The 18,184-nt window shown below is 65.8% G+C and carries 18 protein-coding genes and 1 pseudogene; 9 read left to right on the top strand and 10 right to left on the bottom strand.

Going from position 1 to position 18,184, the window contains the following annotated elements; genetic code table 11:
• The 5 genes from Q0U08_RS08515 to cyoA all read right to left on the bottom strand — a co-directional run.
• A partial coding sequence (locus tag Q0U08_RS08515; RefSeq protein WP_298090946.1) for an SURF1 family cytochrome oxidase biogenesis protein occupies window positions 1-116 on the bottom strand: 116 nt, incomplete at its 3' end.
• 56 nt (window positions 117-172) lie between these two features.
• Window positions 173-490: a cytochrome o ubiquinol oxidase subunit IV gene (gene cyoD / locus Q0U08_RS08510; protein ID WP_298090944.1), complete on the bottom strand. Its 318-nt coding sequence runs from the start codon at window positions 488-490 to the stop codon at window positions 173-175.
• A 68-nt stretch (window positions 491-558) separates the two neighbouring features.
• Window positions 559-1,197 carry a cytochrome o ubiquinol oxidase subunit III gene (cyoC, locus tag Q0U08_RS08505; RefSeq protein WP_298090941.1) on the bottom strand — a complete coding sequence of 213 codons (639 nt, stop codon included), beginning with the start codon at window positions 1,195-1,197 and terminating at the stop codon, window positions 559-561.
• 2 nt (window positions 1,198-1,199) lie between these two features.
• Window positions 1,200-3,197: a cytochrome o ubiquinol oxidase subunit I gene (cyoB, locus tag Q0U08_RS08500; RefSeq protein ID WP_298090940.1), complete on the bottom strand. Its 1,998-nt coding sequence runs from the start codon at window positions 3,195-3,197 to the stop codon at window positions 1,200-1,202.
• 11 nt (window positions 3,198-3,208) lie between these two features.
• Window positions 3,209-4,396, bottom strand: coding sequence for a ubiquinol oxidase subunit II (gene cyoA / locus Q0U08_RS08495; RefSeq protein WP_298090938.1), 1,188 nt, complete (start codon window positions 4,394-4,396; stop codon window positions 3,209-3,211).
• A gap of 160 nt (window positions 4,397-4,556) precedes the next feature.
• On the opposite strand from cyoA, the gene Q0U08_RS08490 reads away from it, so the two are divergent.
• The 6 genes from Q0U08_RS08490 to Q0U08_RS08465 all read left to right on the top strand — a co-directional run bounded on the left by Q0U08_RS08490 (window position 4,557) and on the right by Q0U08_RS08465 (window position 9,834).
• Window positions 4,557-5,888 (top strand): MFS transporter, encoded by a 1,332-nt coding sequence (locus Q0U08_RS08490; protein WP_298090937.1) that lies wholly within the window; start codon window positions 4,557-4,559, stop codon window positions 5,886-5,888.
• A gap of 148 nt (window positions 5,889-6,036) precedes the next feature.
• Complete coding sequence (locus tag Q0U08_RS08485; RefSeq protein ID WP_298090935.1) at window positions 6,037-6,309, top strand: DUF1488 family protein; 273 nt, start codon at window positions 6,037-6,039, stop codon at window positions 6,307-6,309.
• A 142-nt stretch (window positions 6,310-6,451) separates the two neighbouring features.
• Window positions 6,452-7,510, top strand: a complete 1,059-nt coding sequence (locus Q0U08_RS08480) for a diacylglycerol kinase family protein (RefSeq protein ID WP_298090934.1) — start codon at window positions 6,452-6,454, stop codon at window positions 7,508-7,510.
• Window positions 7,511-7,517: 7 nt separating this feature from the next.
• Window positions 7,518-8,429: a hypothetical protein gene (locus Q0U08_RS08475; RefSeq protein ID WP_298090932.1), complete on the top strand. Its 912-nt coding sequence runs from the start codon at window positions 7,518-7,520 to the stop codon at window positions 8,427-8,429.
• Window positions 8,426-9,172, top strand: a complete 747-nt coding sequence (locus Q0U08_RS08470) for a nucleotidyltransferase family protein (RefSeq protein WP_298090930.1) — start codon at window positions 8,426-8,428, stop codon at window positions 9,170-9,172. Before Q0U08_RS08475 ends, Q0U08_RS08470 begins: the two co-directional genes overlap by 4 nt.
• Window positions 9,172-9,834 (top strand): HAD-IB family hydrolase, encoded by a 663-nt coding sequence (locus tag Q0U08_RS08465; protein ID WP_298090929.1) that lies wholly within the window; start codon window positions 9,172-9,174, stop codon window positions 9,832-9,834. Before Q0U08_RS08470 ends, Q0U08_RS08465 begins: the two co-directional genes overlap by 1 nt.
• 4 nt (window positions 9,835-9,838) lie before the next feature.
• Here the strand turns inward: Q0U08_RS08465 and Q0U08_RS08460 are convergent, their stop codons facing one another.
• From Q0U08_RS08460 to Q0U08_RS08450, 3 genes are read right to left on the bottom strand one after another with little or no spacing between them, the layout of a single operon-like run.
• Window positions 9,839-10,651 (bottom strand): APH(3')-I family aminoglycoside O-phosphotransferase, encoded by an 813-nt coding sequence (locus Q0U08_RS08460; RefSeq protein ID WP_298090928.1) that lies wholly within the window; start codon window positions 10,649-10,651, stop codon window positions 9,839-9,841.
• Between the two features lie 46 nt (window positions 10,652-10,697).
• Window positions 10,698-11,846 carry a hypothetical protein gene (locus tag Q0U08_RS08455; protein WP_298090927.1) on the bottom strand — a complete coding sequence of 383 codons (1,149 nt, stop codon included), beginning with the start codon at window positions 11,844-11,846 and terminating at the stop codon, window positions 10,698-10,700.
• Complete coding sequence (locus Q0U08_RS08450; RefSeq protein WP_298090925.1) at window positions 11,843-12,955, bottom strand: hypothetical protein; 1,113 nt, start codon at window positions 12,953-12,955, stop codon at window positions 11,843-11,845. Before Q0U08_RS08450 ends, Q0U08_RS08455 begins: the two co-directional genes overlap by 4 nt.
• Window positions 12,956-13,006: 51 nt before the next feature.
• Here Q0U08_RS08450 and Q0U08_RS08445 point away from each other — a divergent pair, with 51 nt between their 5' ends.
• Window positions 13,007-14,299, top strand: a complete 1,293-nt coding sequence (locus Q0U08_RS08445; protein ID WP_298090942.1) for a lipopolysaccharide biosynthesis protein — start codon at window positions 13,007-13,009, stop codon at window positions 14,297-14,299.
• Window positions 14,300-14,303: 4 nt separating this feature from the next.
• Here the strand turns inward: Q0U08_RS08445 and Q0U08_RS08440 are convergent, their stop codons facing one another.
• Window positions 14,304-16,163: a glycoside hydrolase family 15 protein gene (locus Q0U08_RS08440; protein ID WP_298090923.1), complete on the bottom strand. Its 1,860-nt coding sequence runs from the start codon at window positions 16,161-16,163 to the stop codon at window positions 14,304-14,306.
• 50 nt (window positions 16,164-16,213) lie between these two features.
• Window positions 16,214-16,705, bottom strand: a complete 492-nt coding sequence (locus Q0U08_RS08435) for a MarR family transcriptional regulator (RefSeq protein ID WP_298090921.1) — start codon at window positions 16,703-16,705, stop codon at window positions 16,214-16,216.
• 75 nt (window positions 16,706-16,780) lie between these two features.
• On the opposite strand from Q0U08_RS08435, the gene Q0U08_RS08430 reads away from it, so the two are divergent.
• Together Q0U08_RS08430 and Q0U08_RS08425 are read left to right on the top strand one after the other, a co-directional pair.
• The gene (locus tag Q0U08_RS08430; protein ID WP_298090920.1) at window positions 16,781-17,965 is read left to right on the top strand and encodes an HlyD family secretion protein; all 1,185 of its coding nucleotides are present in this window, start codon (window positions 16,781-16,783) and stop codon (window positions 17,963-17,965) included.
• A pseudogene (locus Q0U08_RS08425) lies at window positions 17,962-18,184 on the top strand (EmrB/QacA family drug resistance transporter); the annotation flags it as partial. The gene Q0U08_RS08430 and the pseudogene Q0U08_RS08425, both read left to right, overlap by 4 nt.

Genomic DNA, 18,184 nt, shown 5'->3' with positions numbered 1-18,184 from the left:
AGCATGTGCGGCATCATCAGCTCCGGCGTCTTCACCTTCGCGATCAGGTCCAGCTTCCATGCACGGCGCTGAACCTGCCAGGTGCCGAGCACGAGGAACAGCGCGACCAGCGCCACCCCGAGCACGGCCAGGACGAACCGGCCGGAACCCCGTGCCGGTTCGCGCCCGTTGGTCACATGGCGCCCATGGCGTCGGCGGCCATCTGCGGCATCATGTTGGTGTTCATATGATACATGACCCAGAGCGAGCCACTGAGAGTGATGACGACCACCACGATTGTGAAGGCGAGCGCCATGATCGTCCAGCCCCCTTCCGAACTCGTGTTCATGTGGAGGAAGTAGATCATGTGCACGATGATCTGGACGAAGGCGAACGCCATGATGGTCAAAGCGGTCGCTTGCGAGTCGCCCAGAGCGCCGGTCATGACGAGCCAGAAGGGGATCGCCGTCAGGATGACCGACAGCACGAAGCCGATCATATAGCCCTTCATGGAGCCATGGCCGTGCGTGTCGCCGTGCGCGTGCAGATCGGCGTCGTGGTTGGCGTGGTTGTCGAGACTCACCGGAGCACTCCGAGCAGATAGACAAAGGTGAAGACGCCGATCCAGACGACGTCAAGGAAGTGCCAGAACATCGACAGGCACATCAAGCGGCGCTTGTTGTCCGCGGTCAGTCCCAAGCGGCCGACCTGCACCATCAGCGTCACCAGCCAGATGATGCCGAAGGTGACGTGCAGGCCGTGCGTGCCGACCAGCGTGAAGAAGGACGACAGGAAGGCCGAGCGCTGCGGCGTCGCGCCTTCATGGATAAGGTGCGCGAACTCGTAGAGCTCGATCGAAAGGAACGCCGCACCGAACAGGCCGGTGATCGCCAGCCAGATCTGCACCTGTCCCTTTAGGCCTTTTTCCATCGCGATCATGGCAAAGCCATAGGTGATCGACGACAGCAGCAGCATGGACGTGTTGAGCGCCACCAACGGAAGCTCGAACAGCTCCCGCGGGGTCGGCCCGCCCGCGTAGCTCGTCCCCAATACGCCGTAGGTGGCGAACAGGATGGCGAAGATGAGACAGTCGCTCATCAGGTACATCCAGAAACCGATGGCGGTGCTGCCGCCGGTTTCATGATGATGGTCGTCGTCCTCGACCACGTAGAAGGTCGGGTTCTTGGTGGGGTCCTGGCTCAGGACGTCGGTGGACATGCTCAGGCTCCCTGGGCGAGCAGCTTGGTGCGCTCGTCCTCTTCGTGGGCGACTTCGTCGACGGGAATGTAATAGTCGCGGTCGTAGTTGAAGGTGTGGCCGATCGCGACCGCCAGAATGGCGACGAAGCTGATCGCGGCAAGCCACCACATGTACCAGATCATCGCAAAGCCGAAGGCTACGCTGAGCCCGGCGATGATGACGCCCGTGCCCGTATTGCGGGGCATGTGGATCGGGCGATAGCCCTTCACCGGACGCTCGTACTTCTTGTCCTTCATGTCATGCCAGGCATCCAGGTCATGAATGATGGGCGTGAACGCGAAGTTGTAGTGCGGCGGCGGCGACGAGGTCGACCATTCCAGCGTACGGCCACCCCACGGATCGCCCGTCAGGTCGCGCAGCTTGTCACGGTTCAGGATCGACACACCGATCTGGATCAGGAAGGCAGCGATGCCGACCGCGATGATCGCAGCGCCGATCGCGGCGATGACGAACCAGATCTGCAGCGAGGGATCCTCGAAGTGACGCAGGCGGCGGGTGACGCCCATCAGGCCCAGTACATAGAGCGGCGCGAACGCGACCCAGAAGCCGATGACCCAGCACCAGAAGGACAGCTTGCCCCACTTTTCGTCCAGCTTGAAGCCGAACGCCTTGGGCCACCAGTAGTTGATACCTGCGAACATACCGAACAGCACGCCGCCGATGATCACGTTATGGAAGTGGGCGATCAGGAACAGCGAGTTGTGCAGCACGAAGTCCGCCGGCGGCACCGCCAGCAGCACGCCCGTCATGCCGCCGATCACGAAGGTCAGCATGAACGCGATCGTCCACATCATCGGCAGTTCGAACCGGATGCGCCCCTTGTACATGGTGAACAGCCAGTTGAAGATCTTCGCACCCGTCGGGATCGAGATCACCATGGTGGTGATGCCGAAGAACGAGTTGACGCTGGCGCCGGAGCCCATGGTGAAAAAGTGGTGCAGCCAGACGAGGTAGGACAGGATCGTGATGACGATCGTGGCGTAGACCATCGAGGTATAGCCGAACAGGCGCTTGCCCGAGAAGGTCGAGGTGACTTCCGAGAAGATGCCGAACGCCGGCAGGATGAGGATGTAGACCTCCGGGTGGCCCCAGATCCAGATGAGGTTGAAGTACATCATCGGATTGCCGCCGGCATCGTTGGTGAAGAAGTTCGTACCGACATAGCGGTCGAGCGTCAGCAGGGTCAGCGTGGCGGTGAGGACGGGGAAGCTGGCGACGATCAGCACGTTCGTGCACAAGGCGGTCCAGGTGAAGACCGGCAGCTTCATCATGGTCATGCCCGGCGCGCGCATCTTGATGATGGTGGCGACCAGATTGATGCCTGACAGCGTGGTGCCGACACCGGCCACCTGCAAGGCCCATAGATAGTAATCGACGCCGACATCCGGACTGTAATCCAGCTCCGACAGCGGCGGGAAGGCCAGCCAGCCGGTCCGCGCGAACTCGCCGATGAACAGCGACACCATGATGAGCACCGCACCGCCCACCGTCATCCAGAAGCTGAGATTGTTCAGATACGGGAACGACACGTCACGCGCGCCAATCTGGAGCGGCAGGACGTAGTTCATCAGGCCCGTCACCATCGGCATGGCGACGAAGAAGATCATGATGACGCCGTGCGCGGTGAACACCTGATCATAATGGTGCGCGTTGAGGTAGCCCTCGCTCGCGCCGAACGAGATGGCCTGCTGGCCGCGCATCATGATTGCGTCGGCAAAACCGCGCAGCAGCATGATGACGCCCAGCACCATGTACATGATGCCGATCTTCTTGTGATCGACGCTGGTGAACCACTCCTTCCAGAGATAGCCCCACAGCTTGTACTTGGTCAGCAGGCCCAGCACCGCGAGCCCGCCCACCACGACGCCCGCAAAGGTCGCCACGAGGATCGGCTCATGGATGGGAAAGGATTCGAACGAAAGCCGTCCGAAGATAGTCTTGATGAGTGTCTGATCCATGATCGAATACCTCAGCCGCGATCCGCACCGGCGGTGCCGGGGATGCGCGGGGTGGTGGTGAAGGTCATGCGGCGGTTCTTGGCGTTACCGGGATCGGTGTTGCCCGGTGCAGGCAGCGGTTCCTTGCTCTGGTGCGGCGAAGTCTCGATCTCGTCCGGCGACTTCTGGAGCGCGCCCTTGGTACCATCGCCGTGCATCGGGCCGGTGTCGTTGACGGGCGGATTGCCCTCGCCAGCTTCCATCTTGTGCGGGTCGCCGCCGGCTTTGCGATCGTGCATCATGACGTCGCTCATACAGGGCTTGCCGACCTCGACGCAGCGATTGACGACCAGATCGAACAGGCCGGGCGCGACCGCGGCGAAGCGCATGGGCGGCACCTTCTCGCTGGGCTTCTCAAGCTGGACAAAGGTCGCGCGGCTGAGGCTGCCCTGGCCGCCCTTCACGCCCGCGACCCACTGGTCGAACGCGCCGTCCTGCATCGCATAGACCTTGAAGTTCATGTCGGAGAAGCCGGCACCGCTATAGTGCGACGAGAAGCCGTCGAACGTGCCCGGCTTGTTGATCACCGCATGCAGCGCGGTCTCCATGCCAGGCATGGTGTAGATCATGCCCGCCATGGTCGGCACGTAGAAGGCGTTCATCACGCCGGTGCCGGTGAGGCGGAAGCGGACGGGACGATCGACGGGCAGCGCGAGCTGGTTGACCGTGGCGATACCCTGTTCCGGATAGATGAACAGCCACTTCCAATCCATCGAGACGACCTGCACCTCCAGCGGGCGCACGCCCTGCGCGACCTTCTGGCCGGGCGCAGTACGCTCGATCGGGCGATAGGGATCGAGCAGATGGGTGCTGGTCCAGGTGACCGCACCCAGGCAGATGATGATCAGCAGAGGTGCGGCCCAGATCACCAGCTCGAGCGGGGTCGAATGGTCGAAATGCGGGTCGTAATCTGCATCCCTGTTCGCCGCCCGGTATTTCCAGGCGAACAGACAGGTCAGGATCATCACGGGAATGATGATCAGCAGCATCAGTCCGGTGGAAATCAGCACGAGATCGCGCTGCTGCACGGCAACATCGCCGGCCGGGTTCATCACGACCGCGTCGCATCCGCCCAGCATGGCCAGAAGCGGCAAGGCAAGGAGGGGCGGAGCAGCCCGGCGAAGGGAGCGCACGCGCGCAAGGCTCGAGGAATGAAGCATATCGACCGCGCCGCTACGCCTTTGCTGCACGTGCGCACATTGGACAGTTTGTCCAATCCCCCCAGGTAGCTAAAAGGCGCATAGGGCCATGCAATCAGGGGGTTTGCGCTCGTTGCACCGCGCAAATCCGAAACGTGATATGCAGTCAGGACCGGCAGCCATGAGCGCAGAACTAACCGCGTCGAGCTCGACGCCCCTTGAGCGGGACGCCCGCCTCGTCAACGCGCGCGAGCATCGCATCGCGCCGGGCGAGATCGCGATCGGCGTCATCATCGGCCGCACTTCCGAATTCTTCGACTTCTTCGTGTACGCCATCGCATCGGTGCTGGTCTTTCCGTCGCTGATCTTCCCGTATGTCGATGCGCTGACCGGCACGATGTACTCGTTCGCGCTGTTCGCACTGGCATTCATCGCGCGGCCGATCGGCACCTTCGCCTTCATGGCGATCGACCGCCGGCACGGCCGCGGCGTCAAACTGACGATCGCACTGTTCCTGCTGGGCGGATCGACGATGGCGATCGCCTTCCTGCCTGGCTATGCCCAGATCGGCACCGCGGCCGCCGTGTTGCTGGCGATCTTCCGCGCGGCCCAGGGCATCGCCCTTGGCGGTGCGTGGGACGGACTGCCCTCGCTCCTCTCGCTGAACGCGCCGGAGAACAAGCGCGGCTGGTACGCCATGGTGCCACAATTGGGTGCGCCGCTGGGCCTGCTGGTCGCCAGCGGCCTGTTCGCCTTCTTCATGGCGACGCTCAGCCGCGCCGACTTCCTCGATTGGGGATGGCGCTACCCCTTCTTCGTCGCGTTCGCGATCAACGTGGTGGCGCTTTTTGCCCGCCTGCGCATCGTGGCCACGCCGGAGTTCCAGCGCCTGTTCGAGACGCGCGAGCTGCAGCCGGCGCCCGTCGGCGAAACGCTGCGTGAGGAAGGCCGCACCGTCGTGCTGGGCGCGTTTGCGCCGCTCGCCAGCTTCGCGCTGTTCCATCTCGTTACCGTGTTCCCATTGTCCTGGGTGGTGCTGTTCAACCGCGAACAGCCGGTCGACTTCCTGTTGATCGAGATGCTGGGCGCCGTGTTCGGCGTGTTCGCCATTCTCGCCTCGGGCATGATCGCCGACCGCGTCGGGCGGCGCACGCTGCTTGGCACCTCGGCGGCGCTGATCGCAGCGTATAGCGGCTTTGCGCCGCAGTTGCTCGACAATGGTGGCTGGGGCGAGTTGGTGTACATGATCCTGGGCTTCGTGCTGCTGGGTCTGGCGTTCGGCCAGTCGTCGGGCGCGGTGAACTCGGGCTTCTCGGCGATGCGGCGCTATACCGGTGCGGCGATCACGTCCGATCTGGCGTGGCTGATCGGCGCGGGGTTCGCGCCGCTTGCCGCGCTGTTGCTGGCGGCACATTTCGGGCTGCTTTCGGTGGGCTTCTACCTGTTGTCGGGTGCGGTCTGCACGCTGGTCGCACTGGGCATCAACAAGGAATTGGCCAAGCGGATCGAGTAGCTTGGCCCGGTCATTCGCCGGTACCTTGGAAGCCGGGCAGCACATGCTGCCCGGCTTTTTTCATCGGGTTCCGCCGGGGGAGCATGGAACCCTTTGCGGCGATGTTGCGTCCCTCCTCCACCTGCCACTGAGAGGGACGAGAGTGACAATGGCCGATGACGCGCTGACCATCGTGAAGGGCACACTGGAGGACAATGCCGGAGACCGGCAGGTCGAATTCGTTGGTGAGATCGACGGAGAAGAATACCAGTTTGCCGTCCAGTACGATCTTCTGGAAGCGCTGGGTGGCGATGCCCCGGACGGCGATGCCGTCGAAATCTTCGAACGGTATAGCGATGACATATTGGAAGCGTCTCTGACCGCGCTCGGCCGCGACATGGACCAGCCGGTGGTAATCGTCAGTGAGAATGACCTAGAGTGATGCACCGCCTGCCCCCCTTGTATCCGGTGCCGCGAAGGAGAATATGACGGATTTGTAACAAGTCGCCTGAAAATGGCCTCATTCCACGAACATGGCTGACGCTGTTCATGCCGTGTCCGGCCAGTGAAGGATGAAGTGGTCGATGCCGATCAGGATGCCGATCGACGGAAGTGATGGGTTGATCGGTCGGATCGACGGTGGGCTCGCGCGCCTGACCTCGGCAGAGTTTCGCGTGCGGCGTCCGGCGCAGACCGTGCGGCTGGACGGGCGGCGGCTTGGCGGCGTCCAGCGGATCGGCGTGATCTGCAACGCGCGCGCGCATCGCAACCTGTCGCGCGAATTCTCGCCGTTCACCAGTGCCTCCGGCATCGATTGCGCCGCGCCGCGTACGCAGGAAGAGTTGCACGCGGTGCTCGCCCGTTTTGCGGCGCGTGGGATCGATGCGCTGCTTATTGATGGCGGCGACGGCACGATCCGCGATGTGATCACGGCGGCCGCCCAACATTTCGAGGACGCGATGCCAGATATCGCGATCGTGCCAGCAGGCAAGACGAACGCGCTGGCGATCGATCTGGGCATTCCCGCCAACTGGACCATCAAGGCAGCGATCGAGGCGATCCATGGTCCGTCCCGCACGGAACGTTCGCCGGTGGAGATCCGCCGGGTCGATGGGCGGGAGCCGATGCGCGTTGGCTTCCTGTTCGGTGCAGGTGCATTCGTTCGTGCGACCGCACTGGCGCAGGAGACGCACCGGATCGGTGCCTTCAACGGCCTGGCGGTCGGTTTGTCGCTGGCCGGTGGCATCGCGCAGACGCTGTTCGGCGGCCGGGGCAATGTCTGGCGGCGTGGCGATCCGATCCGCGTCGAACTGGACGACGGACGCAGCGTGGAGCGCCCCTTCTACCTGCTGCTGGCATCGACGCTGGAGCGCCTGCCTCTGGGATTGAAGCCGTTCGGCCGACCGCGTCCCGGCATGAAGCTGCTTGGGGTGGACGCACCGCCCAAGGCGCTGTTCGTGTCCGCGCCGATCCTGGTGGCAGGGTCCGAGGCGGGATGGCTGGCCCGTGCCGGCTATCACCGGCTGGATGCGAACAGGGTTGGATTGACGCTGGACACCGGCTTCGTGCTGGATGGCGAGACCTATGCCGGGGGCGAATTGATCGTCACCCAGGGACGCGCACTCAACTTCGTGGTGCCCTGAGCGAACGATGACGCTGGACGCATTTGTCGCGGCGGAGCTGGCGACGCCCCTGCCCCCGCCCGTCGCGGCGATGGCGGAACGCCTGGCGCGTGAGCCGGATGTCGCGGCAGTCCTTTTCTACGGGTCGGTGCTGCGGACGGGCGATCTGGACGGGGTTCTGGATTTCTACGTCCTGACCGATGCGCGCCGGGGTGGTCTGCTGCACCGGACGGCGACCCGTTGGCTGTGGCCGGATGTCAGCTTTCACGAAATGGCGATCGGCGATGCCGTGTTGCGCGCGAAGGTGGCCACGATGCCGTTAAAGACCTTCGCCGACGCCGCATCTGGACGGATGCTGGACACGACGATCTGGACGCGGTTCGTGCAGCCGGCTACACTGGCCTGGGTTCGGGATGCGGATACCGCGGGCCGTGTTCGCGCGGGCGTGGCCGCGGCGGCGGCAACAGCCGCGGGATATGCCGCCGCACTGGGGCCTGAGGACGGCACTGCGGACAGCTACTGGCGGGCACTGTTCCGCCAGACCTACCGCGCCGAACTCAGGGTGGAGAAGCCCGGCCGCGAAGATCAGATCCTCCGCTATGATCCGGCGCGGTGGCAGCGCCTGCTGCCGCTGGCGTGGGAGGCAGGCGGGATCGGCTATGCCATGGCTGGCGAGATACTGGCGCCGCGGGGCGACCGCGCGCGGTCGCTGCGACAATGGCGGACGCGGCGACGCGCGGGCAAGTCGCTGAATGCAGCACGGCTGGTAAAGGCCGCCTTCACCTTCGACGGAGCCGCCCGGTACGGCCTTTGGAAGATCGAACGGCATACCGGTATACACATCCCCCTGACCCCGTGGCGCGAGCGTCACCCCATACTGGCGGCGCCGACGGTGCTGTGGTGGGTCATGCGTGCGCGGTCGCGGGAGGTTGCACCTTGAGCTTCCATGCCTTGATCCTGGCAGGCTCGCGCGGCGGACCTGACCCGGTCGCGCTTCATGCCGGGGTAAGCGACAAGGCGCTGGCCGTGGTCGGCGGCCGCACGATGTTGGCGCGCGTCGTGGAGGCGGTGCGCGCGGCCGGTGCGGATCGGATCATGGTGGCGGCATCCTCTTCCGCCGTGGCGCATGCGGCCACGACGTTGGGTGTCGAACTGTTGCAGGCATCGGCGGGGCCGAGCGCGAGTACGGCAGCCGGTTTGGCGCAGCTTGAGGCGCCGCTGCTGGTGACAACCGCGGACCACGCCCTGCTGGAGCCGGGATGGATCACACGCTTCATTGCCGATGTGCCGGCGGGTACCGATGTCGCGGTGCTGCTGGCGCGGCGGGACGTGATCGAACGCGACGTGCCCGGTACGCAGCGCACCTATCTGCGCTTTGCCGATGGTGCTTGGTCGGGGTGCAACCTGTTTATGCTGCAAACCGCTGCGGCGGCGCGTGCAGTGACGCTGTGGCAAGGGGTGGAGCGTGACCGCAAGCGGCCGTGGCGGATCGTGCGGCGGCTGGGTCCGGGACTGTTGCTTCGCTACCTGATCGGACGCCTGACACTGGACGCGGCATTGCGGCGGATCGGCGAGACCGCGCAGGTGCGCGCAGCCATGGTCGCCAGCCCGTTCGGGCGCGCTGCGGTCGATGTCGACAAGCCGGAAGACCTCGCCCTGGTACGGGCACTGGACGCCGGCTGATGCAGCGGATCGCGATCTACGATCTGGACCGCACGATCACCCGCGCCCCGACCTGGACGCCCTTCCTGCTGCATGCGGCTCGTGGGCGCTGGCGGATGGCGATGGCACCGGTGGCAGCGGGGGCGGCGCTGCTGCATGCTCTGAGGCTGTATGATCGCGATCGGTTGAAACCGATCATGCACCGGCTGATGCTGGGCGGTGCATTGGACGAAGCGGAACTGACGTTGCTGGCGGAGGCATTCGCCGCGACGACGGACGCCAGCAACATCCGGTCGGGTGCGCGGGCGCGGATGGCGGCGGACAGGGCGGCCGGATATCGCATCGTCATCGCAACGGCGGCACACCGCTTCTATGCACAGGCGATCGCCAGCCGACTGGGTGTCGAGGACTTGATCGCGACCGAGGCCACGCGCGACGCTTCGGGGCGGATCCTCCCGTTGCTGGCGGGGCCGAACTGCTACGGCGCGGCCAAGCTCGCGATGATCGAGACATGGTTCAACGACCAGGATATCGCGCGAAGGCACGCGCATGTGCGCTTCTATTCGGATCATCCGTCCGACGCGCCGACCTTTGCCTGGGCGGACGAGCCGGTGGTGGTCAGTCCAGGGAAAAGGATGGCGGCGCTGGCGTCGGCGCAAGGGTGGCGGGTCGAGCGTTGGTGACGCGTCAGAACAGCTCATCCAGCATCAGATGGAATTGCAGCTTTTTCTCGTCCGGATCGACAATGCCGTAGTGGCTCAGGAAATGCCTGCGCAGTTCCTCGTCAAACTCGCCCAGACAATTCCAGAGTATCGCGAGATCCTGATAACGATCGGCAATGCCGGCCCGTCCAGCGTCGATGAGGCCAACGACCTGGCCGTCTTTGAGGATGATGTTGTCGAGCGAGAAATCGCCATGGGTGACAACCGGATCGGAGGTGAACGGCATCAGGCGGTGCATGGCTTGCCACACCTGTTCCGCTGACCACCCTTCCCGCTCATCGTCAAACTCATCTTCCGCGACGAGGCCCCTGTCGATCCGCTGGCGGGCTTGCAGAAGCCGCCGGGGATGGTCGTTGACGAAGGAGCATTCCGGAACCGGTATCGCGTGAAGCCGCCGGAGGAACGTCGCCAGCGTACCGACCACGGCGAAAGGATCGCCCGAGCATGCCTCAAGATACTGATACGCGGTCCGACCGGATATGGCCGTCATCAACAGCCACGCCTCATCCGCCGTACGGACGAACTGCACAATGGCGGGCACGGGCATGTGCCCGGCCAGCCAGCGCAGGCGGACCGCTTCGTCGGTCAGGTCGTCAGCGATCACCCCCCTGCCATGCTTCAGGAAAAGGTCTGGTGCACCCGCCTTGCCATGCAAGCGATACACCGCAGCGCCGGACTCGCCGACCACGTTCCGTGCCCAACGATAGCCGGTTAGATCTACCGGAAGGCCAGGCTGCATGGCCGGGGCTGCACACGCTTCTTCGCGACCGTCCTCCATCGCTTTGCCCCTGCCCTCCCACGCGGCATTGTCTGCACCTCGCGCCTTAGCGGAACCGCTCCACGATAGCACGGGCGGCGCGCAGGGCCGCGGGTTCGGCGCCCTGATCGAAGGTGTGGTGGAAGGCCGCTTCCTGCGCGGGCCGATAATGGGCAAAGTCCGCCCCTGCATGGTCGATAGCGGGTCCGAGCGCTGCGATATCGTTCACGACGCGGCCGAGATGCCAGTGGGCAAAATTGGGATCGGTCGACCAGTCGACCTGCGCCGGGTTGAGAAAGACGGCGGGGCGCGGCCGGGCGATCCATTCGTAGATCTGGCTGCTGACGTCGCCCAGATAGATGTCAGCGGCGCGGGTGTAGGTCATGTCTACAGAGGCGGCGCTGCCGGTGTCGAAGCGGATGTGCGGGCAGTCGCGGTAGCGATGTGCGAGGTCGCGGCGCCAGCGTAGCCGGGCGTGTTCGACGGAGGCGTGGATGCGCCGGCGGAACAGCATGACATGGGGCGCGACCATCAGGTTGAAGCGGTCCTGTCCCGCGAACCAGTCGAGCACACCCTCCCCCATGTCGTACCACGATGATAGGCGCGGTTCGAAATGCGGGTTGTAGAGGACGGTGGGGCGGCCATTATCGAACAGCGGTTCGGGTGGCACGGCGAAATCGATCGTGTCGAACTTTGGATAGCCGATGATGCGCGCCTGGCCGGGGGCGATCAGGCCCATCGCCTGCATCCGGTCATGCACCTTCCGCCCCGACAGCAATACGAGATCGAAACCGCGCATGACGCCCCGATACCCGACCGATCGATCCCCGGCCCCGTGGGGCAGCCATACATAGCGCAGGCCGGTCAGCCCAAAACGATCGCGAAGCAGGAGCGACGTCGTCTCGGGCACCACCAGAACATCGAGCGCGGCGAAAGCGCTCAGATTCTCGCGCAGTACCGCGACACGGCGAAAGGGGGCAATCCAGCGCAGGCCGGCGTCGAGCGCCCGGGCGAACATGCCGATATCAAGCGGAACGAAGGTGACGCGGTCGGCAGCCTCAGCACCGATCAATGCGCGGACCCGCGCCTCCTGCTCGACCGAGCTGGTCAGAACATGAACCTCAACCTGGGGAAAGGTGGCGATCTGCGCGATGATCGGTGCGGTGTGGCCGATCTGGTGGAGCGCGTCGTGGTTGAAGAGGAAGCCGACCTTCACCGGGCGAGTACCCGGGCAACGGCGTCCGCGGCGCGGGAGGCGGCGCCGGGCGAGCGGTCGCCAAGGGAGGCGTCGGCCATCGCCTCCTGTCGCGCGCGGTAGAGGGCGTGACGCTCGGGCGCGGCGCGGATCGCGTGCATCAGGTTGGCGGGGTCGTCGACGACGTCGCCCAGGTGCCAGTGGGCGAAGCTGGGGTCGTGGCGCCAGTCGATGCGGTGGGCGTTGAGGAAGACGCAGGGGCGTGGGCGCATCAGGAATTCGTAGACCTGGCTGCTGACGTCGCCGACATAGATGTCGGAGGCGACGGCGTAGGTCATGTCGACGGAGCGGTCGGAGCCGGGATCGATCAGGACGTTTGCGGTGCTGCGCGCGCGCCAGTCCTGGCGGCGGCGTTCGGTGTGGCGGCGGAAGAGTTTGACGTGGGGGGCGACGATCAGGTTGAGGGAAGTGTCGGCCGCGAAGCCGGCGAGCATCGGTTCGATGAAGCGATGCCAGGAGGTCAGGCGCGGTTCCTTGTGCGCGTTATACAAGACGGTCCGCGCCGCCTGCGCGAACAGGGGCGCGGCGGCCTCCCCCACCCGAAAGCCGGTTTCGAGCTTCACCGATCCGGTAAGGGTATAGCCGTCCGGCCGGACCAGCCCCTCGCGCACCATGCGCTCGGCGGTCTTGGGACCGGCGAGCAGGACATGGTCGAAGACCGCAATGTCGGGCACGAAACCGCGCGCCCGATCGCCGACGCCGTGCGGATTGTAGATAAGTCGTGGCCGGCGGACGCCCAGGCGGCGCAGCGCCGCCACCGTATCCTCGACCGCGAAGATCGCGTCATAGCCGTCCAGTTCGGCGGCATTGTCGCGCATGACCAGATCCTTGAACATGCCAAGCCGCTTCAGTCGCTGCAGCGCGACGGTGAGCGGCGCGCGGTGCAGGCGACGGATCTCGACCGGCGGCGCGCCGAAGGCGGCGCGTATCCGCTCCAGGTGATGCGGCGTTTCGGGATCGTTGTGGTAGTTGACCACCGTCCAGCCGGGACGACGCGCCAATTCGAACGCGATGGCCGCACCATGGTAGCACTGATAGGCTTCGGCGATATAGAGGAAGGCGATGCGCATGATCCGTCCGTCCCTTAGCCTCTGATTGCCCCCGGAAGAAAGCCGTTGAACGTGTCCAAGTCCGCGCCGACCCCATTCGGCCGTGCGCTGCGCAATGTCGGCTGGCTGCTGACCGGCAAAGGCGTCGGTGCAGTGCTCAGCCTCGTCTATCTCGCGCTCGCCACGCGCTCGCTGGGGATCGTGCGGTTCGGCGAGTTCACGCTGATCCTGTCGACGGGCCAGGCGGTCGCGGCGCTGGTCGGCTTTCAGACATGGCAGGTGGTGGTGCGTTACGGCATGGCACCGCTAAAAGCGGGCGATACGGCCATGCTGGGGCGGCTGGTACGCTGGTGCATGGCGCTGGACCTGGCGGCGGCGCTGTTCGGATGTTTGGTGGCAAGCGTCGCGATCGCAGTGTTGCGCGTACGATTGGGATGGGATGCGGCCTTCACGACGGAGGCGCTGCTGTTCTGCTTCGTACTGCTGCTGACGTTCCGTTCGACCGCTGTGGGCATCCTGCGGCTGCACGACCGGTTCGCGGTGGGGGCGATGGCGGATGCGGTGACGCCGTTCGCGCGCTGTGCCGGCGCGATTGCGGCGGTATTGATGCATGCGACGGTGCAGGGCTTCCTGCTCGCCTGGGCGGGGGCGGAGTTGCTGACCGCACTCGTCTATTGGACGGCGGCGCACCGGGCGGCACCGGGTCTGCTGGGATGGTGGCGCGGGGCGGGTGCCGCACCGCGCGAGAATGCGGGGCTGTGGCATTTTGCGGTGGTGACGAACCTGAATGCGACGCTGAATGCGGCAAGCAAGCAGGTGGTGGTGGTGCTGGTCGGTTTTGCGACCGGGCCGGCGGCGGCGGGCGCGTACCGGCTTGCTTATCAGTTGAGCCAGGCGTTGACGCGTGTGTCGGACATGTTCTCGCGCGGGGTGTTGCCAGAGTTCACGCGGGCAGGCGCGCAAGGGGACAGGCGCGATATGACGACGCTGTTCCGGCAGTCGACGCGACTGGCGCTGGTGGCCGGCGGATCGATCTGCCTGCTGGTGCCGCTGCTGGGCGAGCCGGCGCTCAGGCTGATCGCGGGCAAGACCTATCTGGGCGCGTATCCGGTGCTGGTGCTGCTGGGGCTGGCGGCGGGGCTGGAGGTGATGGGGGTCGCGTTCGAGCCGGTGCTGCTGGCGATCGGGCGGGCGGCGACGGCGCTGCGCATCCGCGTCGCATCGGTGGTCGTGCTGTTTGCCGCGATGGCGGTGCTGATGCCGGCTTATGGCGCCACGGGCGCAGCGGGGGCGACACTGATCGGATCGGCCGTCGCGTTGATCCTTTTCGGCCGGGTGGGGTATCGGCTCGCGCGGGCGGGGTAGCGCATCAGAGTTCGGCCCCGCACAAGGTCGCGGCGGCCTGGATCAGGGCAAGATGGGTGAGCCCTTGCGGCATGTTGCCGAGATAGGCGCCGGTGTCGGGGTCGATCATCTCGGCATAGACGCCGACCCCAATGTCCAGCTTTTCAATGGCGGCTTCGAAGGCGGCCTCCGCTTCTGCCTTCTGTCCCAGCATCGCGCGCGCCTCGATCATCCAGAAGGTGCAGGCGAGGAAGCAGCCTTCCTCCCGATCGACATCGGTGTAGCGATAATGGAACGCTCCCTTGCCCAGTTCGCGGTCGATCGCGTTCAGGGTACGGCGCAGCCGGTCCTGTCCGTCGAAGCGGAAGCGGACGGCAAGCGCCAGGCTGGCGTCGAGCATGTCGCTGCCCGGATAGAAGAGATAGGCGCCGCGCTCCTCCGACCAGCAATGCTCGTCGATCCAGGCGGCGATGCGGTCGCGTTCGCGCAGCCAGCGGTCGCGGCAGGTGGTGGGGATCTGTCCGTCGTCGGCCAGTTCGACCGCGCGGGCCAGTGCCTGCCAGCAACTGATCTTCGACATGGTATAATGCCGGCTGTCGGGCAGTTCCCATAGACCCGCATCCGGCTGTCGCCAGCGATCCGCGCAATTATCCGCCAGATGCGACAGGGTTTCCGCACTGGCAGCGTCGAGGATGTTGCCACAGGCGACGAAGCGGCTCGCCGTCTCGAAAATGTCGCCGTAGATGCCATGCTGATGCTGAGACCCGGCCAGATTGCCGGTACGCACCGGGCCGGAGCCGCGATATCCGGGCACGTCGACGATCTTTTCGGCGGGTACCGGATCACCCTGCAATGTGTAGCAGACCTGTGGCTCGCCCTCGCCCAGCCGCTTGAGCAGCCAGGTAAAGGCCGCCTTGGCCTCGGCAAGCGCGCCGATCCGCAGGAACGCCTTGATCGTGTAGCCCGCGTCGCGAATCCAGGCATAGCGATAGTCGTAATTCTTTTCGCCCCCGATCCCCTCGGGCAGCGAGGTCGTCGCGGCGGCGGCGATCGCGCCGGTGGGCGAATAGAGCAGGAGTTTCAATGCCAGGGCGCTGCGCATGATAAGCGCGCGGAAGCGATCATGGCAGCGCAGCCGCTCCGTCCATTGCCGCCATTCCGCATCCGACAGGTCGATGCGGGCATCGATCTCCTCGATCGCCGGGCAGACGAGCGGCTCGTCCTCTCCGGCGACGATCGCCACCACCGCGCGCTCGCCCGGCCCGATCGAAACGGTGCCGGTGATCTGCCCGTCGATCAGGGGATCGAGATGCACGTTATCCGAATGACGGAAGACGCCGAGGACATGGCCGACATGGAAGACGTCATGCCCGCCGGCCTTGGAGAAATACGGGCTGACCGTGTCGGCGCGGCGGCCGAAACGCAGCGACAGGGCAAAGCGGACATGGCCGTCCAGCCCGTCGAGGCGGCGGGCAAACTCCGCCCAGGGCAGGCGGCCGGCCGTTCCGCTGTTCATCGACTCGGTCAGCTTGGCGCGGCCCGTCTCCGTGGAAAAGATCGTCTCCAGCACGTTGCTGTCCGCACGGTAGCGTCGCTCGACGGTAAAAGGCGCGTCGGGACTGAGCGCGAAATAGCCCCCCTGCTCCGCATCCAGCAGCCGATCGAACAGTGGCGGCGAATCCATGTTTGGGACGCACCACCAGTCCACCGCACCATCCGCGCCGCTGAACACGACACTGCGCCCGTCGCCGAGCGTGCCGTAGCGCTCAAGCGGCAGATAGCCGTCGTCATGACGCAAGTCCTGTTGCGACAGGGCGGTAACGGGCTCCGCGCCCTCACCAAGCGTCGAGCCACCCCCCTCGCCCCGCCGAAACGGGTTCAACATGCGCGCGTGCGATTAACGTATGTCATACCGGGGTAACTCCCCAGCGTGGCTTACGCTCCGCCGTCAGGCCCCTTCGCGGCCAAGCTGCACGCGCCCGCCCCAAGATGATCCGGCATTTCCGCGACCAACGCGGCGAGCAGCTTCTGGAGCAGCGAATCGAGCTTCTCGCGATCGTCATCATCGAAGGCGACGAACAGCCTTTCGGTCAGGGCGACGCGCATCGGCTCGCTGGCGAGGATCGCGCGTTCGCCCGCAGGCGTGATCCGCAGCCGCTTCACCCGGCGATCCTCCGGGTCCGGCATGCGCTGGACAAGCCCGTCCCGCTCCAGGCCATCGACCGCATCGGTGACGCTGCGCGGGGCCATGGTGAACACCTCTGCAATGTCGGCGGCACGCGCGCGGCCGTTACCGGCCTGGATCAACAGCAGCAGGCGGGTACGCGAAAAGGACGCACCCTGCGCCGTCATCGCCCGGTCGGTCAGCCGGTGGGCCATCAGATAGACGCGTGCAAGATCGCGCAGCAGAACGTCGCTGGACTTCATGAGGAACCTCACTAAATGGCCTTGCCTAGTTCGGCAAGCCGGCGCAGAGGGCATGCTGCAGATGCGAGGAAGATGATGGCCGAGTTGTCCGATCAGCACCATGATGGCACCCAAGCGCCGGGGGACGAGCAGGATACCGCGCCCGCCAAGGCGGCGTCCCCGGCCAGGAAGCGTCGTATCCGTGCGATCCTGCTGATCGTCGTGATCGTGCTGCTGGTGGTCGGCGCGATCTGGTTCGCGCGCTACCAGAGCTTCGGCAAGTTCCAGCAGTCGACGAACGACGCCTATGTCCAGGCGGACAGCGTGATCGTGTCGCCCAAGGTCGGCGGCTATGTCGACAAGGTGTTCGTGCGCGACAATCAGTATGTCCGCGCCGGCACGCCGCTCGTCCAGATCGACGCACGCGACTACACCGCGCGGGCCGCACAGTCGCAGGCGCAGATTGGCGTCGCGGCGGCCACTGCCGAGGGCGTGGAGGCGCAGATCCGCGAGCAGCGGGCGGCGATCACGCGTGCCGCCGCCGAGCTCGCCTCTGCGCGCGCCGACGCCGCATTCGCCCGGTCCGAGGTCGCGCGCTATGCGCCGCTGGCGGCCTCGGGCGCGGAGCCGCGCGAGCGCCTGTCGCAATTGCGCAACCAGGCGGCGCAGGCCGACGCCCGCGTCACCGCGGCGCAGGCGGCGCTGACGAGCGCGCAGCGCCGTGTCGGCACGCTGCGCGCGCAGATCCGGCAGGCCGAGGCACAGGCCGAGGGTGCGCAGGCGCAACTTGCGGCGGCGCAGGGCGATGTCGGCGCGACCCTGCTGCGCGCGGCGATCGACGGCCGGATCGGCGACAAGACGGTGCGGGTCGGCCAATATGTGCAGGCCGCCACCCGGCTGATGACCGTGGTGCCGGTCGACCAACTGTATATCGAGGCGAACTTCAAGGAAACGCAGCTCGGCCTGATGCGGATCGGTCAACCCGTGACGATCGAGGTGGATGCGCTGGAAGGCGTCGAGATCCCGGGGCGGATCGAGAGCATCTCGCCGGGGACGGGCGCGCAATTCTCGGTCCTGCCGCCGCAGAACGCGACGGGGAACTTCACCAAGATCGTGCAGCGCGTACCAGTGCGGATCGCGATCCATGCCGATCCGGAAACACGCAAGCTGATCGTGCCGGGCATGTCGGTCGAGGTTAGTGTCGACACCCGTTCCGCCAAGGGCGCCAGGGATCGCATCGCGGCGGAACAGGAAAAGCATAACGAGAGCCTGCGCCGGTGAGCGCGGCCACCGCGGACGGTGTTCGCGCTTCCCCCGGCCCCGCCCCTGCCCGCACGCCCGAGCGCGCAGATGCCGCCGCCTGGCTGGCGGTGGCGGCGGGCAGCCTGGGCGCGCTGATGGCGACGCTGGACATCTCGATCGTCAATTCCTCGCTGCCGACCATCCAGGGCGAGATCGGCGCGAGCGGCACCGAGGGCACGTGGATCGCCACCGCCTATC

The organism is uncultured Sphingomonas sp. (assembly GCF_946477935.1).
Classification (GTDB): Bacteria; Pseudomonadota; Alphaproteobacteria; order Sphingomonadales; family Sphingomonadaceae; genus Sphingomonas.
The sequence above is the reverse complement of the archived record's forward strand: the minus strand, read 5'-3'. Positions and strand labels throughout refer to the sequence as shown.